The sequence below is a fragment of the Mesorhizobium sp. WSM4815 genome, assembly GCF_055811575.1.
Window position 1 is genome coordinate 61,953 of the sequence record NZ_JBVVQS010000094.1, and the last position, 14,926, is coordinate 76,878.

The following is a 14,926-nucleotide window of genomic DNA, read 5'->3' on the forward strand; positions in this document are numbered from 1 at the left end:
TCTCCCACAAGGGGAGAAGGGAAGTCAGAAGTCAGCTTTCCGCCGGAACTGCCTTCGGCTTGCCTTCGCCGTCCAGAGCCACCATGACGAAGTCGGCGTGGGTGACCTTCTCCATCAGGTCGGAGAGGTAGCGCTGCGCCCATGCCTCGACCTTGAGCGTCATCGAGGTGCGGCCGACGCGCTCGACATGCGTATAGATGCACAGCGTGTCGCCGATCTTCATCGCCTTGGCGAACGACATTTCCTTCACCGCCGCCGTCACCACGCGGCCCTTGGCACGCTCGGCGGCGCGGATGCCGCAGGCCAGGTCCATTTGCGCCATCACCCAGCCGCCAAAAATGTCGCCCGCCGCATTGGCGTCCGAAGGCATGGCCAAGGTCCTGAGTGTCAGATCGCCGATCGGCCGCCCGTCCGCGTAATGCACCATGCGCCAAATCCCCTCGATATCGATCTTCTCCCGTATCGGGATGGCACCGATGCGTCAACGCGCTGCCAGGTGCTAGACTGCGCGCAGTGAGTTGAGAAAGGCAGCTGACATGGAACTTACCTCTCGCCCTCTGACATCAGATCTGTGGCCCGCGCTCGAGGAACTGTTCGGTGAGAGCGCCGTCTGCAGTCGCTGTTGGTGTGTGTACGGGCGTATCGGCAGTTCTTATCGAAAGCGACCAGGCGAGGAAAACGAGGCGGCGTTCCGACAAGCCGTCGAGCATGGTCCGCCTCCAGGCGTACTTGCTTTCGACGGCGTTACTGCTGTCGGCTGGTGCCAGGTGACACCGCGCGATGCCGTGCCCTGGCTCGATCGGCTGTGGCAGTTGAAGCGAGTGGATGATGCGCCGGTCTGGTCCTTGTCCTGCCTCTACGTGCGAAAAGCATACCGCCGGCAAGGCATCACATCTCACCTGATGGCAGCGGCGCTGGAAGCTGCAAGGCGCGCAAACGCCCCTGCACTTGAGGCCTATCCTTTTGATGCCGACGTATCGCCGAGCGCTTCCGGCAGCGGATACGCCTCCACCTTCGCTCGCGCCGGGTTCAGGGTCGTCGCCCGCAGGGTGCCAGCCCGCCCGATCATGCGTTATGATTTCACGCAAAATGCTGATGATGGCGTGTAATGCTGGACCGCTTGGCGACGTGGCAAAGGCCGCTTCGGGCAGGACACCAAATGCAAACGAAGTGCCGGTCGCTTTTTTCACAGGCGATGCCGGAAGCTCCGGTGATCGCGGCGGCTTTCGGCGTCTAGGTTGAGCGAGAATTCGGAGCCGACCGCAGCCATCATGCAGACTTATGATTTCATCATTGTTGGCTCCGGCTCGGCCGGCTCGGTTGTGGCCGAAAGACTGTCGGCTTCCGGCCGCTTCTCGGTTCTGGTGCTCGAGGCCGGCGGCAGCGACCGGCGTTTCTACGTCCAGATGCCGCTCGGCTACGGCAAGACCTTCTTCGACCCTGCGGTCAACTGGAACTACAAGACCGAGCCGGACCCCGGCCTCGCCGGCAATGTCGACCACTGGCCGCGCGGCAGGCTGCTCGGCGGCTCGAGCTCGATCAACGCCATGGTCTGGATTAGGGGCGCGCGCGAGGATTTCGACGCTTGGGCAGCGGCCGGCAATCCCGGCTGGGCCTTCGACGACCTGCTGCCCGTCTTCAAGGCGCTGGAGGACAATCAGGCCGGCGCCGATCAATGGCGCGGGGTTGGCGGTCCGCTGCATATCACCGACTGCTCGACCTCGGTCCATCCGCTGACCAAGCGCTATCTGGCGGCCGCCAATCAGGCCGGCCTGCCGTTCAACCCGGATTTCAACGGCGCCTCCCAGGAGGGCGCCGGCATCTATCAGATCACCACCAAGAACGGCCGCCGCATGTCGGCCGCCCGCGCCTTCCTGCGCCCGGCGATGAAGCGCAAAAACCTCCGCGTCGAGATCAATGCGCTGGCGACCAGGATCCTGTTCGAGGGCAAGCGCGCCGTTGGCATCGAGTATCTCCAAAATGGTGAGACGAAAACTGCCCGCGCCGGCCGCGAGATCATCCTGTCGGGCGGCTCGATCAACTCGCCGCAATTGCTGCAGCTTTCTGGGGTCGGCCCGTCGGCGCTGCTCGGCGCGCTTGGCATTGCCGTCGTCCACGCCAATGAAAATGTCGGGGCAAACCTGCAGGACCATGTCGGCATCAACTACACTTTCAGGGGCAGGCTGCCGACGCTCAACCAGATCCTGCGCCCGTGGTGGGGCAAGCTCATGGTCGGCATGCAATACATGCTGATGCGCTCCGGCCCGCTGTCGCTGTCGATGAACAATGCCGGTGGCTTCTTCCGCACCGACCCGGCCGCGGCACGGCCCAACATGCAGCTTTACTTCCAGGCATTCTCGACCGTCATCCCGAAGAGCGGCGAGCGCCCGATCCTGACGCCCGATCCGTGGCCGGGCTTTTCCATCGGCCTGTCCAACTGCCGCCCGTCGAGCCGTGGCGAGATCATGATCCGCTCCGCCAATCCGCGTGATTATCCGAAGATCGTCGCCAACGCCTTTTCGACCGAGGCTGATGTCGCCGAGATGCTGGCGGCAGTGAAGTTCATCCGGAAGATCGCCGCCATGCCGGCAATGGCCGAGATCATTGAGGAAGAGGTATTGCCAGGCCCGTCCATCACCTCCGACGCGGATCTCATGCAGGATTTCAGGAGGCGCTCGGGCACCGTCTACCACCCGGTCTCGACCTGCCGCATGGGGCCGGACGCCACCGCCGCCGTCGTCGACCCGCGCCTGCGGGTTCACGGCCTCGAAGGCTTGCGCGTCGTCGACGCCTCGATCTTTCCCGATAACATCACCGGCAACACCAACGCCGCCTCGATCATGACCGGATGGAGGGGCGCCGAACTGGTTCTGGAGGATCAAAAATGAAAATCACCGACGTAAAGAGCTGGGTTGTCGGCAATCCGCCGCCCGGCATCGGCGGCAAGTATTTCATCTTCGTCAAGCTCACCACCGACGGCGGCGTCGTCGGCTATGGCGAGGCCTACAACGCCACCTTCTCCGCCCACGTCACCGCAAGAATAATCGAGGACATGGCCGAGCGCTATCTCGTCGGCCGCGATCCGCACGACATCGAGAACTTCTTCCGCCGCGCCTATTCATCGGGCTTCACCCAGCGCCCCGACGTGTCAGGCATGGGCTGTTTTTCGGCGCTCGAAATCGCCTGCTGGGACATCATCGGCAAGGAGGCCGGCAAGCCGGTCTACAAGCTGCTCGGCGGCCAGGTGAACGAAACGCTGCGTTCCTATACCTACCTCTATCCGCACAGCGGCAGCGTCCATTCGGAAGATGCGCGCGGCAAGAACGTCTACAGCGACCCCGACCTGGCGGCCGAATGCGCGCTCGAATATGTCGAGCAGGGTTTTAATGCCGTCAAGCTCGATCCGGCCGGCCCCTACACCGCCTTTGACGGTCACCAGCCGCGCCTCGTCGACATCGATCTCTCCGCCCGCATGGTCAAGGCGATCCGCGAGGCGGTCGGCACAAGGGCCGACATCCTGTTCGGCACGCATGGCCAGTTCACCGCATCGGGCGCGCTGCGCATGGCCCGCGCCATCGAACCTTACGACCCGCTGTGGTTCGAGGAGCCGGTGCCGCCCGACATGCCCGAAGTGATGGCGCAGGTGGCGCGCGGCACCTCGATCCCGATCGCCACCGGCGAACGGCTGACGACCAAGTTCGAGTTTGCCCGCGTCATCGAGAACCGCGCCGCAACCATTCTGCAGCCCGACCTTGGCCGCTCCGGCGGCATTCTCGAAACCAAGAAGATCGCCGCCATGGCCGAGGCCTATCACATCCAGATCGCCCCGCACTGCTATTGCGGGCCGATCGTCGGCGCGGCCAACATCCAGCTTGCCGTGACCTTGCCCAATTTCCTCATCCTGGAATCGCTCAAGCAGTGGGACGGTTTTCACGAAAAACTGCTGAAGAAGAAGATCGAGTGGCAGGACGGCAACGTCATTCCGTCGAAGGAGCCGGGCCTTGGCGTCGAGCTCGACGAAGCCGTCTGCGAAGCGCATCCCTGGACCGGCACGGAGCTGCATTTGCAGATGATGCAAACGCCGTTGACGCCGTGAACGCCCGCAAGAGCTGCGACCGGGTTTCCCGGCCAGGCTCAAGCTCTGCCGTCAGGTAATTGTCACGCGATTCCAGCATGTTGGCCTGATCGCCTAAATCACGATCGAAGCGACCGGAACCAAGGTCTCAACAGCTTGATTCAATACCTCAGCGTCAGCGCGCCGGGCAGGATCTCGAAGGTCGCCGGTATGCGCCCCGGCGACTCGCCGTCTATGTCGACCAGCGCGCCGTTCTTTTGCACATCGCCGAGCGGTTCGACAACGACTTTCCTGCCGCGCAAAATGGTGATTGCCGGATGGTTGCGATGCCGGCCGCCATAGAGCAGACGGATATCCCAGATCAGTTTCAGCTTGCCAGCAGCGCGCAGGATGACGATGTCGAACTGGCCGTCGTCCAGTTCGGCATCCGGCGCGATCATCATGCCGGCGCCGAAGAATTTTCCGTTGGCCACCGCCACTAGCGCGACGCGCGCCTCGACCGGGACGCCATCGTCGATGGTGATCAAGACGTCCTGGAACCGGTAGCGCATGAATTCCCACACGGTGCGCCAGTAGAACAGCGCCTTGGCCGACACATTGCCCTTGCGCTTGTCGGCGTTGACCGCGCGGTCGGTGGCGCCCGAGAGACCGAGGCTGGCGACGTTGATGAAATGGCGGCTGGCCAGCGCGCCATGGTCGTCGACATAGGAGATGCGGCCGGCATCGACCTTGCGGGCCTTGGCCTCGGCGATGCGCTTCAGCGTCAGGTCGACCCCGTCCGAAAGGCCGAGCCCGCGGGCGAAATCGATGCCGGCGCCGCAAGGCAGCAGGCCGAGCTCGGCCGTCCGGCCGCTTTCCGCAAACGCCTGCAGCAGCCCATCGGCGACTTCGCTGGCGGTGCCGTCGCCGCCCGCCGCGATCACCAGGTCGCAGCCGCTGGCGGCAAGGACCAACGCCAGCCTTTCGGCGTCGCCGGTCGCCTGCGTCTCACGCAGCTCGAAATCGCCGAGATGTTTCCTGAGCGAAGCGCTGACCTCGGGCCAATGCCGCTTGAGCCAGCCGCCGCCGGCAATCGGATTGAGAACCACCCCGACCTTCAAGAATGCCTCCCCATAGGACAGCAACGACACTGCTGTCCTAAAATCCTTCGCCGGCATTGAAGCCCGCGCCGCAGTGTGGGGCAAGGGCAGAATCCTGCAGCTTGCCGCAGGATGGGCGTGTCCCGCCCCGCATCTCGGCAAAATAAACGCGCCGATGCAGGCGCTGATCCCCGATAATCCCGCAATCCACAGGCTCGCAGCCGTTTCGCCAAACGCTTATCTCCCGTACATTAAACCCATCTCAGGCGGCTACCGATTGCCAAGTCGAAAGGCAAAGCGAAACGGAAGATTTCCTGAGGCCCGTACGGCCCCGAACGCAGGCTTGCCTGTTTTGAGGACCGAGACTACGGGGCCGCGGAAAGCGTGCGAACGCCTACGGCGGACCGATGCTGCCATGAAGGACGGCAAAAACCTTCGATGGCGCGCTGGACGAAGCTTGCAAGGGTGGAGACCGGCGAGGTCCCGAACGGACGCTGCCCTCGGGCGGTGGCTGGCAGGACCGTCAACATCAAGGCCGGCATGGCGCCACGTCTTTACGGAAGTTGCTGCCGCGACCGTGTCCTGATCTGACAGGGAGGCGCTGGGAGAAATCCCGGCGCCGACTGTTTTTTGGGCTTCTCTCGCGATTTGACTGCCTGTCTCGCGCGGTTCGACCGGAGCGAAGCTTCCTGGTGTTGATTCAGAAGCTGGCAGCAGACCTCAAGTTCGGGCTAACCCGCCGCCGCGTCCTTTGCGCCGATCTTGCGCACCAGCGCCGCCGTCGCCAGCATCGCCCCAATGTCGGCAATGATAGGCGCGACATGCCTGGCGTAGTCGAGCGGCACCGAGATATCGGGCAGCTCGAAAAAATTCCTCGTCTGCGGCAGGAGTAAAAATCCGTCGCTGCCATTGAGCGCGACCCGCGCCGGATCGTCAGGCCATGTTTCCTTGAGCCATGTCAGTGCCTGCGCCAGCCGGCCGCTCACCAGCGGCTGCGCCGCCTCGATGTTGTCGCTGCGGAAGTCGTAGGCGGCATCGAGTTCGGGCACCCCGCATGACAATTCCTGCATGCTGCTGGCGAACATGCCGCGGAAGAACCCGACGGCCATCTCACTCCGGCGGGCGGCCACCAATATGCCGGGGAACGGCACCATGGTCCCGAAGGCAACGACGATCCCCTTGAATGCTATCGTGCCGCCCGTGCCTTGCCGGAGATCGGCTTCGTAAAGCTCGAACGGAAATCCCTCGTAACGGCCGGATACGATGTCGTCGAAGCGCTTGTTGGTGAACGTGCCGATCGTCTCGCGCGGCAGCCGGTCGAACGAATTCGGCGTCACCTCATGCGTAGCGCAGGTCCCTGATGAAGCCGAAGATGATCGGCAGCAGCGTCTTGCGGTGCTGCAACCTGCTCGTCGGCTTGATCGCCTGGAAATAGAGCAGGATCGCCGCCACCAACCCGACGACATAGAGCAACACATGCGGCGTCGAGAGCCATTGCTCGTAGGGATCGGCGATCCTGTTGAAAAGCCAGGCGACAAGCGCCACGAACACCAACACCAGTCCGATGAACAGCTGCACCCGCCAGCGGACTTGCCGGTAGGCCGAAGCCCTTTCGGCCTCGTAGGCCGCGAGATTGCGCTTGATGCCGGCGATGTCAGCTTCATCAGGCATGAAATCCGCTGCTTCCATCGCCATCCCACGCCCCCTAACAAACTCATGATAGCCGATTTTATCGACATCTCGACTACAGCGCTGAGAGGCAGCGCTTCTCAAGCAGATGTTTGCGCTGCCCCTCATCCGCCTGCCGGCACCTTCTCCCCGTGAACGGGGAGAAGCCCGCTGTCGCTGCGCTGGCGCTCGTTCGGCGAGGCTGTGATTCGCGAAGTCATCAAATGACGGCGTCTTTCTCCCCGTTTACGGGGAGAAATGTCCGGCAGGACAATGGGGGGCAGCGCCATACTTGTGCGATAAGCAACGTGCGACTAGCCCTCACTTACGGCGCTACGGAAAAATCGCAGTCAACCGGCCTTCGACTTTGCTGCGCATTCGGTCCTCCAGCGCCTCGACCGGAACCAGCCGCTCATGGTTGCCGGCGCGCAGCCGCATGAAGGGATGCAGCCGGTAGGCGGCAATCGCGCCACGCGTGCCGGCGTCGGCGCTGATATCGACGGTCAGGATGCCCCCGATGCGGCCGGGCCATGGCTGGCGCGCAAAGGCGGTGCCGAGGAAATCGCCGAGCCCATAGGCGACGAGCGCCTTGCCGATCCGCTCCACCGGTTGCACGACATGGGCATGGTGGCCAGCGATCAGCCCGACGCCCTGCGCGGCCAAACGCCGGGCCAGCGCCCGCGTTTCAGCCTGCGGAAAATGCCGGAATTCCCAATCCCAATGTGGCACGGCGCAGGTAAGGTCGACGGCGTCGCGGCGCGGCCATCGTGCCGGCGCGCCTTGCATCGACACACGGCCGGCGAACGCCGCCGCGCCGGCGTTGCGCCACAGCGTGAAGGCGGCGAAGCCTATTGTCAGCGGCCCGACAGCGAGGCGTTCGACCGGACCGGCGGCCGCGGTACCGATGCTGCGGATGCCAAGCCGTTCCAGCGCTGCCACGGTCTCGTCGAAGCCCTCGACGTCCTGGTCGAGCGCATGGTTGTTGGCGAGCGACAGCACCAGTTTCTCACGCGAGATGCCTACTGACGCCAACGCCTCGGCAAGAAACCGCTCGGTCATGGCATGACGGGTGCCAAGCTTCGTGCCCATCGCCGCGCTCGGTCGCTCCACCACCGGGCTTTCGCAATTGCCGATCACCAGATCGGCGGAGCCGAGCAGCGTGGCGATCGCCGGGTCGCATTGCGGCGCGCTGCGATTGGCCACCGCCGAGATATCGCCGACAAAGGCGAACCGCACCGTCCGCGCCGGTGGCGGCTCGATCATGATTCCTGCCGCTGGCGCAAAGCCTTGGCGATCGCCGCTGAGCGAAGGCTTCAAGAAGCGTGGCAGCCAGGACAATTTGTAGGAAAGCGGATAATTCGACACGCGCAGCCTGCACCGGGATGAATGGCCACGATAGACGATGCGCCCGATATAGCGAAGCGCCTCCGTTCGCAATCGTGCGGCCAGAAGCCCGCAGTAGGCGCAACACACAAGATGCGTGTATGGTTGCCGCCGAACGGCATACCGGAGGACCAAGATGACGCGATTTTCGAGCCTGCTGGCATCCGCCCTTCTTCTGCTGCTGCCGGTTGCTTCCACCGGTGCCGCGGCCGCCGAACCGGCCGCCCTGTTCGAGGCAAAAACCGTAGCCGACCGCGACAGCACGCTTGCTGCGCTGGAAGCCGCTGCGCCCACTGATCCTGCGTCGGCCTACGCCACCGGCGCCGGCCAGTTCTTCACCGCGCTGGAGATCCTGGCCGGCGGCCTGCACCGCCACGGTTTCGAAAGCCCGCAATCGTTCATGCTGCCGCTGATGCGGCTGCCGGTGCCGGACAATCCCAATCCCGCGCCACTGACCTACGACGGCTTCCGCGCCATCCTGGTCGCCTTCCGCGATCGGCTGGAAAAGTCCGCAGCCACGCTTGGATCCGTGCCTGCCGATGCCGACATCGGCATCGAGGTCGACCTCACCCGTCTCGGCATCGACCTCAACGAGGACGGCCAGATCGCGCCGGACGAAAGTGCCGCCGCGATCATGGCGTCCCTGTCACGCGGCGGCGGTGCGCCAGACCCGGCCGCACCCGCCCTCACCTTCCGCTTCGACCGCGCCGATGGCTACTGGCTGCAGGGCTATGCCGAATTCCTGATGGCGCAGGCGGATTTCTGGCTGGCGCATGACTTCAGCAACGCCTTCGACGGCTCGTTCCACATGCTGTTTCCGCGCGCAAAACTGCCGCTGCAGGACACGCTCGTGCCGCCGGACGGCGGCATGAGCGGCGGCATGTTGTCGGCCGAGTGGCGCATCGCAGACTTCATCTCGCTGGTTCATCTGGTCAATTGGCCGGTGGTCGAGCCGGAGCGCCGCCAGGCGGCGCGCCGCCACCTCATGGAAATGATCCGGCTGTCCCGCGAAGACTGGAAGGCGATCCGCGCCGAGACCGATAACGACCGTGAATGGCTGCCCGGCCCGCAACAGAAAGGCGGCAGCCCGCTCACCGGCCTGGAGGTCGGCGAGGAGCAGGTCCAGGCCTGGCACGCCGCGCTTGATATGGCCGAGGACCTGCTCGAAGGCCGCACCTTGCTGCCGCATTTCCGCTTCGCCGACAAAGGCATCAACATGAAGCGCTTCTTCGACGAACCAAAGCCCTTCGACCTGGTGCTGTCGATCACCGGCCCGGCCATCGCGCCCTATCTCGACAGCGGAAAGATCCTCACCAGCGAAGAGTTCGACCAAATCCGGCGCCAGTTCGGCGGCGCCGGGTTTTTGACCTTTGCGCTGTGGTTCAACTGAGGGCGCGTTCGACGTCGCTCCTGACACCCTTGTGTCAGCAGCCTGGTTTCCTCTCGCGCCCTTGGCCACTCCGCTCTTTCCATTTTGGCCGATACCTCCCATATTCGGGGCATGGCCAAACTTCCTGACAAAAAGACGCCGCCGCCGGCGCGTGACGATCGTGCTTCGCCGCCCAAGCGGCGCAGCCCGTTGACCGATTTCCTCGATGCGTCGGAGCCATTGCACAAGGGCGGCTTTGCCGAGGCGCCGCAGACCGAATTCTCAGGCACGCCGCTGACCGGCTCGATCGCCGATTGGGCCGAGCAGATCGAGCAGGAAGCCGAAAAGGAAGGGCGCCAAGTCTCCCCCCTTGAGGGGGAGATGTCGCCGAAGGCGACAGAGGGGGTCGGCAAAGGAGGCGCTCAACATGAGGGCACGTCGAGCCCGGCCGCACCGACCCCACCCGGCGGTTCCGCCGCCACCCTCCCCTCAAGGGGGAGGGAAGTCGCCAAGGCGAAAAAGATCCCTGAACGCTCCTCTTCCCCTGGCCGCACGGCGCGCGGCACCTCCATGGGCGGCGCGGCTTCGGCGCGGGAGCGAACCGCGGCCGGCCTCAATCCGGTTGCCGGCCTCGATGTTTCGCTGGAGGAAGCCGAGACCATGGCCTCCGGCGGCGTCACCGCCACCGTGGCGGCGCTGTCGGCGCTGATCGAGTCCGGCAACCCGCTGCACAAGGACGGCGTGCTGTGGACGCCGCATCGCCCAGCCCGGCCCGAAAAATCCGAAGGCGGCATTGCCATCAAGATGGTGTCGGATTTCGAGCCGGCCGGCGACCAGCCGACGGCGATCAAGGACCTTGTCGAGGGCGTCAACGACAACGACCGCACCCAGGTGCTGCTCGGCGTCACCGGCTCGGGAAAAACCTTTACCATGGCCAAGGTGATCGAGGAGACGCAGCGCCCTGCCTTGATCCTCGCCCCCAACAAAACGCTGGCCGCGCAGCTTTATTCCGAGTTCAAGAAATTCTTCCCGGAGAATGCCGTCGAGTATTTCGTTTCCTACTACGACTACTACCAGCCGGAAGCCTATGTGCCGCGGACGGATACCTTCATCGAAAAGGAATCGTCGATCAACGAGCAGATCGATCGCATGCGCCATTCGGCGACGCGCTCGCTGCTGGAGCGCGACGACGTCATCATCGTCGCCTCGGTGTCCTGCATCTACGGTATCGGCTCGGTCGAGACCTACACGGCGATGACCTTCCAGATGCAGATCGGCGACCGGCTCGACCAGCGCGCGCTGCTCGCCGATCTCGTCGCGCAGCAATACAAGCGGCAGGATATCAATTTCGTGCGCGGCTCGTTCCGCGTGCGCGGCGACACGATCGAGATTTTTCCGGCCCACTTGGAAGACCGCGCCTGGCGTATTTCGCTGTTCGGCGACGAGATCGAGGCGATCACCGAATTCGACCCGCTGACCGGCCAGAAGACCGGCGAATTGAAGAGCGTCAAGATCTATGCCAATTCGCACTATGTGACGCCGCGCCCGACCTTGAATCAGGCTATCAAGTCGATCAAGGAAGAGCTCAAGCAGCGGCTGGTCGAACTCGAGCGCGCCGGACGCCTGCTCGAGGCGCAGCGGCTGGAGCAGCGCAGCCGCTTCGACCTCGAGATGCTGGAAGCCACCGGCTCCTGCGCCGGCATCGAGAACTATTCGCGCTATCTCACCGGCCGCCAGCCGGGCGATCCGCCGCCGACCCTGTTCGAGTACATCCCCGACAATGCGCTGGTCTTCATCGACGAAAGCCACGTCACCATCCCGCAGATCGGCGGCATGTATCGCGGCGACTTTCGCCGCAAGGCGACGCTGGCCGAGTACGGTTTCCGTCTGCCGTCCTGCATGGACAACCGGCCGTTGCGTTTCGAGGAATGGGACGCCATGCGCCCACTTTCGGTCGCGGTTTCGGCGACGCCCGGCGCCTGGGAGATGGAGCAGTCCGGCGGCGTCTTTGCCGAGCAGGTCATCCGCCCGACCGGCCTGATCGACCCGCCGGTCGAGGTGCGCCCGGCCAAGACCCAGGTCGACGACGTCGTCGGCGAAATCCGCGAAACGACAAAAGCCGGCTACCGCACGCTGGTCACCGTGCTGACCAAGCGCATGGCCGAGGACCTGACCGAGTATCTGCACGAGCAGGGCATTCGCGTCCGCTACATGCACTCCGACATCGACACGCTGGAGCGCATCGAGATCCTGCGCGACCTGCGCCTCGGCGCCTTCGACGTGCTGGTCGGCATCAACCTTTTGCGCGAAGGCCTCGACATCCCCGAATGCGGCTTCGTCGCCATTCTCGATGCCGACAAGGAGGGTTTTTTGCGCTCCGAAACCTCGCTGATCCAGACCATCGGCCGTGCCGCCCGAAACGTCGACGGCAAGGTCATCCTCTACGCCGACCAGGTCACCGGCTCGATGGAGCGGGCGATGGCCGAGACCAACCGCCGGCGCGAAAAGCAGATGGAGTGGAACGCGGCCAACGGCATCACCCCGGAATCGGTCAAGTCGCGCATCTCCGACATCCTGGACTCGGTCTACGAGAAGGACCACGTCCGCGCCGACATCTCGCAGTTCACCGACAGCGCCGGCGCGATGATGGGCAACAATCTGAAAGCCCATCTCGACGCGATGGACAAGCAGATGCGCGATGCCGCCGCCAATCTCGATTTCGAGAAGGCGGCCCGCATCCGCGACGAGATCAAGCGGCTGCGCGAGATGGAACTGTCCATCTCCGACGATCCGCTGGCCAAATATGCCGACATGGAAAGCCCGGTTTCGGGCCGCGAAAAGGGCAAGCACAACAAGGGCCGCGCCATCCACCGCACGGTGGATGATGACGGCAAGGGTCTGTTCCGCAAGCCCGCGCTCGACGAGATGGGCGCCGACGGCGCCGTGCCGGTCAAAAAGCCGCTCTTCGCCAAACCCTCGCTCGACGCCATGGGCCCGGGCACCGACATGCCGACGCCGGCCGGGGCGGTGTCGCGCTCGCTGTTCAAGAAACAGTCGGCCGAAGAGGCGCACGGCTCCGATTTCGGCATCCCCGGCGAGCCGACCAAGCCGCTGTTCAAGAAGAACTCGCTCGACGAAATGACGGTGCGACGGACTGAAAAGCCTGTTGAGGGAAAAGTGCCGGCCAAGCCACAGCCGATCTCCCCCCAAGTGGGCGCGAAGGAACGCGACGGTTCGGCCAAGCCAGTTGTCCGCCAGCGCGCCGGCATCGGCTCCTACGAAGATCCAGCCGATGCCCGCCGTGAAAAGCGCCGGCCGGGTAAGACGGGCAGGCCGGGACGGTAGCGAGCTTCCCTTCTCCCCTTGTGGGAGAAGGTGGCCGAGCGAAGCTCGGTCGGATGAGGGGTGTTCCAACTTGGCAAAAGCGGTGCTCCGTCCAGCACCCCTCAACCGTCTCGGCGCTGCGCGCCGATCCACCTTCTCCCACAAGGGGAGAAGGTGGAGCATAGCCACTTGCCATCGGCCCCTCCCCTGGTGTAGCCAGTTCTACAACTCGAACGTCTTGAAAGGAGGGCTGCGTGTTGTTTTCCCACCACCGTCAGCGCGGCCCTGTCCCTGCCCTGCGAGCTTGCTTGCAGGGCTGACCAGAGACGGTCCGGGTTCTCCCGCTTCGATTTTCTTGGTCCTGCCCTTCGTGGTGCTGCAACGCCGAGCCTGATGGCCAGCCTGCGCACCGTCAAAGTGCATCGAACCGGAATTCATTCCGGGCAGACCAGAGAAACCAACATGGCCCTGATCAGCCTCAAGTCCCTCGGCGTCACCATGAGTGCGCCGCTCTTCTCCAACCTTGATCTCAGCATCGGCACCGGCGACCGGCTCGGCATCGTCGCCGCCAACGGCCGCGGCAAGTCTACCTTGCTGAAGTGCCTGACCGGCGAGATGGAGCCGACATCCGGCGACATCACCCGCACGCGCGGCCTGCGCGTCGGCTATGTCGAGCAAGCCATTCCCGCAGCATTGGCCGAGCGAGGCTTTCAGCAGGTGGTGGCCGACGCCTTGCCGGCCGAGCAGGCCGAAAGCGAGCAATGGCGCGTCGATGTCGTTCTCGATTCACTCGACGTGCCGCAGCCGATGCGCGAGCGGCCGATGCGGGCCTTGAGCGGCGGCTGGCAAAGACTGGCGCTGATCGCCCGCGTCTGGGTCACCGATCCCGATGTCCTGCTTCTCGACGAGCCGACCAACCATCTCGACCTCGCCAAGATCAGCCAGCTCGAAACCTGGCTGAACGCACTGCCGCGCGAGGTGCCGGTGGTGATCGCCAGCCACGATCGGGCTTTCCTCGACGCAACGACCAACCGGACGCTGTTCCTGCGCCCCGAGCAGTCGCCGGTATTTTCGTTGCCCTATTCGCGGGCGCGCGATGCGTTGAGCGAAGTCGACGCCTCGACCGAGCGCAAGTTCCAGCGCGACATGAAGGTGGCGCAGCAATTGCGCCGGCAGGCGGCCAAGCTCAACAACATCGGCATCAATTCGGGCAGCGACCTTTTGACGGTCAAGACCAAGCAGCTCAACCAGCGCGCCCAGCGCCTCGAGGAGGTCGCAGCACCGGCGCACCGCGAAAAATCGGCCGGCGCGATAAAGCTCGCCAATCGCGGCACCCATGCCAAGGTGCTGATCACGATCGACGACGTGGCGGTCGAAACGCCTGACGGCACGCTGCTGTTCAGGATCGGCAAGCGCCACATCTGCCAAGGCGACCGCATCGTGCTGCTCGGCCGCAACGGCGTCGGCAAGTCGCGGCTGATCAGCCTGATCAGAGATGCCGTCGTCGAGCCAGATACAGCAATACAAGGCGTGAAGGTGACGCCGTCGACGGTGCTCGGCTACAGCGACCAGGCATTGTCGGGCATCAGCGGCGACGACACGCCGCTGGCGATGCTCTCGCGCCGATTCGATGTCGGCGAGCAGCGCGCCCGCTCGCTGCTGGCGGGCGCAGGCGTCAGCATCGACATGCAGGAGCGCAGGATCGGCGTGCTGTCGGGCGGACAGAAGGCGCGGCTGATGATGCTGGCGCTCAGGCTCGCCAATCCCAACTTCTACCTGCTCGACGAGCCGACCAACCATCTCGACATCGACGGCCAGGAGGCGCTGGAGGCGGAATTGCTCGGCCATCAGGCGAGTTGCGTGCTGGCATCGCACGACCGCTCCTTTATCAGGGCGATCGGCAACCGTTTCTGGCTGATCGAGAAGCGGCGGCTGGCCGAGATCGACAATCCTGAAGACTTCTTCCGATCGGTGGCAGAAGCGGACGGTTGAAGCTTTGCGGCAAAAAAATCTGACGCTCTGTCGGAT

11 protein-coding genes are annotated in these 14,926 nt (G+C 64.3%); 6 read left to right on the plus strand and 5 right to left on the minus strand.

Features of this window, described 5'->3' with window-relative positions; genetic code table 11:
- Positions 1–31: 31 nt before the first annotated feature.
- Entirely contained in the window at positions 32–427 is a 396-nt protein-coding gene (locus tag AC0L2B_RS16340; RefSeq protein ID WP_027151084.1) for an acyl-CoA thioesterase, read from the minus strand.
- 109 nt (positions 428–536) lie between these two features.
- Here AC0L2B_RS16340 and AC0L2B_RS16345 point away from each other — a divergent pair, with 109 nt between their 5' ends.
- From AC0L2B_RS16345 to AC0L2B_RS16355, 3 genes are all read left to right on the plus strand, one after another.
- A complete protein-coding gene (locus tag AC0L2B_RS16345; RefSeq protein ID WP_473746081.1) occupies positions 537–1,109 on the plus strand; it encodes a GNAT family N-acetyltransferase in 573 nt (190 codons plus the stop codon).
- A gap of 162 nt (positions 1,110–1,271) precedes the next feature.
- On the plus strand, positions 1,272–2,888 hold the full coding sequence (locus AC0L2B_RS16350; RefSeq protein WP_473746187.1) for a GMC family oxidoreductase: 1,617 nt from the start codon (positions 1,272–1,274) through the stop codon (positions 2,886–2,888).
- A complete protein-coding gene (locus tag AC0L2B_RS16355) occupies positions 2,885–4,096 on the plus strand; it encodes a mandelate racemase/muconate lactonizing enzyme family protein (protein ID WP_473746082.1) in 1,212 nt (403 codons plus the stop codon). The genes AC0L2B_RS16350 and AC0L2B_RS16355 overlap by 4 nt, the downstream gene beginning before the upstream one ends.
- Positions 4,097–4,236: 140 nt before the next feature.
- Here AC0L2B_RS16355 and AC0L2B_RS16360 read toward each other — a convergent pair whose 3' ends face one another.
- The 4 genes from AC0L2B_RS16360 to AC0L2B_RS16375 form a co-directional block, all read right to left on the minus strand.
- The gene (locus AC0L2B_RS16360) at positions 4,237–5,175 is read right to left on the minus strand and encodes a diacylglycerol/lipid kinase family protein (RefSeq protein WP_473746084.1); all 939 of its coding nucleotides are present in this window, start codon (positions 5,173–5,175) and stop codon (positions 4,237–4,239) included.
- A gap of 710 nt (positions 5,176–5,885) precedes the next feature.
- The gene (locus tag AC0L2B_RS16365) at positions 5,886–6,491 is read right to left on the minus strand and encodes a hypothetical protein (protein WP_473746085.1); all 606 of its coding nucleotides are present in this window, start codon (positions 6,489–6,491) and stop codon (positions 5,886–5,888) included.
- Position 6,492: 1 nt separating this feature from the next.
- Complete coding sequence (locus AC0L2B_RS16370) at positions 6,493–6,849, minus strand: hypothetical protein (RefSeq protein WP_473746086.1); 357 nt, start codon at positions 6,847–6,849, stop codon at positions 6,493–6,495.
- Between the two features lie 306 nt (positions 6,850–7,155).
- Positions 7,156–8,187 carry a CapA family protein gene (locus tag AC0L2B_RS16375; protein WP_473746087.1) on the minus strand — a complete coding sequence of 344 codons (1,032 nt, stop codon included), beginning with the start codon at positions 8,185–8,187 and terminating at the stop codon, positions 7,156–7,158.
- Between the two features lie 154 nt (positions 8,188–8,341).
- Between AC0L2B_RS16375 and AC0L2B_RS16380 the strand changes: the two genes are divergently transcribed.
- The 3 genes from AC0L2B_RS16380 to AC0L2B_RS16390 all read left to right on the plus strand — a co-directional run bounded on the left by AC0L2B_RS16380 (position 8,342) and on the right by AC0L2B_RS16390 (position 14,890).
- Complete coding sequence (locus AC0L2B_RS16380; RefSeq protein ID WP_473746088.1) at positions 8,342–9,595, plus strand: hypothetical protein; 1,254 nt, start codon at positions 8,342–8,344, stop codon at positions 9,593–9,595.
- Positions 9,596–9,706: 111 nt separating this feature from the next.
- Positions 9,707–12,919 (plus strand): excinuclease ABC subunit UvrB, encoded by a 3,213-nt coding sequence (uvrB, locus tag AC0L2B_RS16385; RefSeq protein WP_473746089.1) that lies wholly within the window; start codon positions 9,707–9,709, stop codon positions 12,917–12,919.
- 441 nt (positions 12,920–13,360) lie between these two features.
- Positions 13,361–14,890 (plus strand): ABC-F family ATP-binding cassette domain-containing protein, encoded by a 1,530-nt coding sequence (locus AC0L2B_RS16390; RefSeq protein WP_473746090.1) that lies wholly within the window; start codon positions 13,361–13,363, stop codon positions 14,888–14,890.
- The last annotated feature ends 36 nt before the right edge of the window (positions 14,891–14,926 follow it).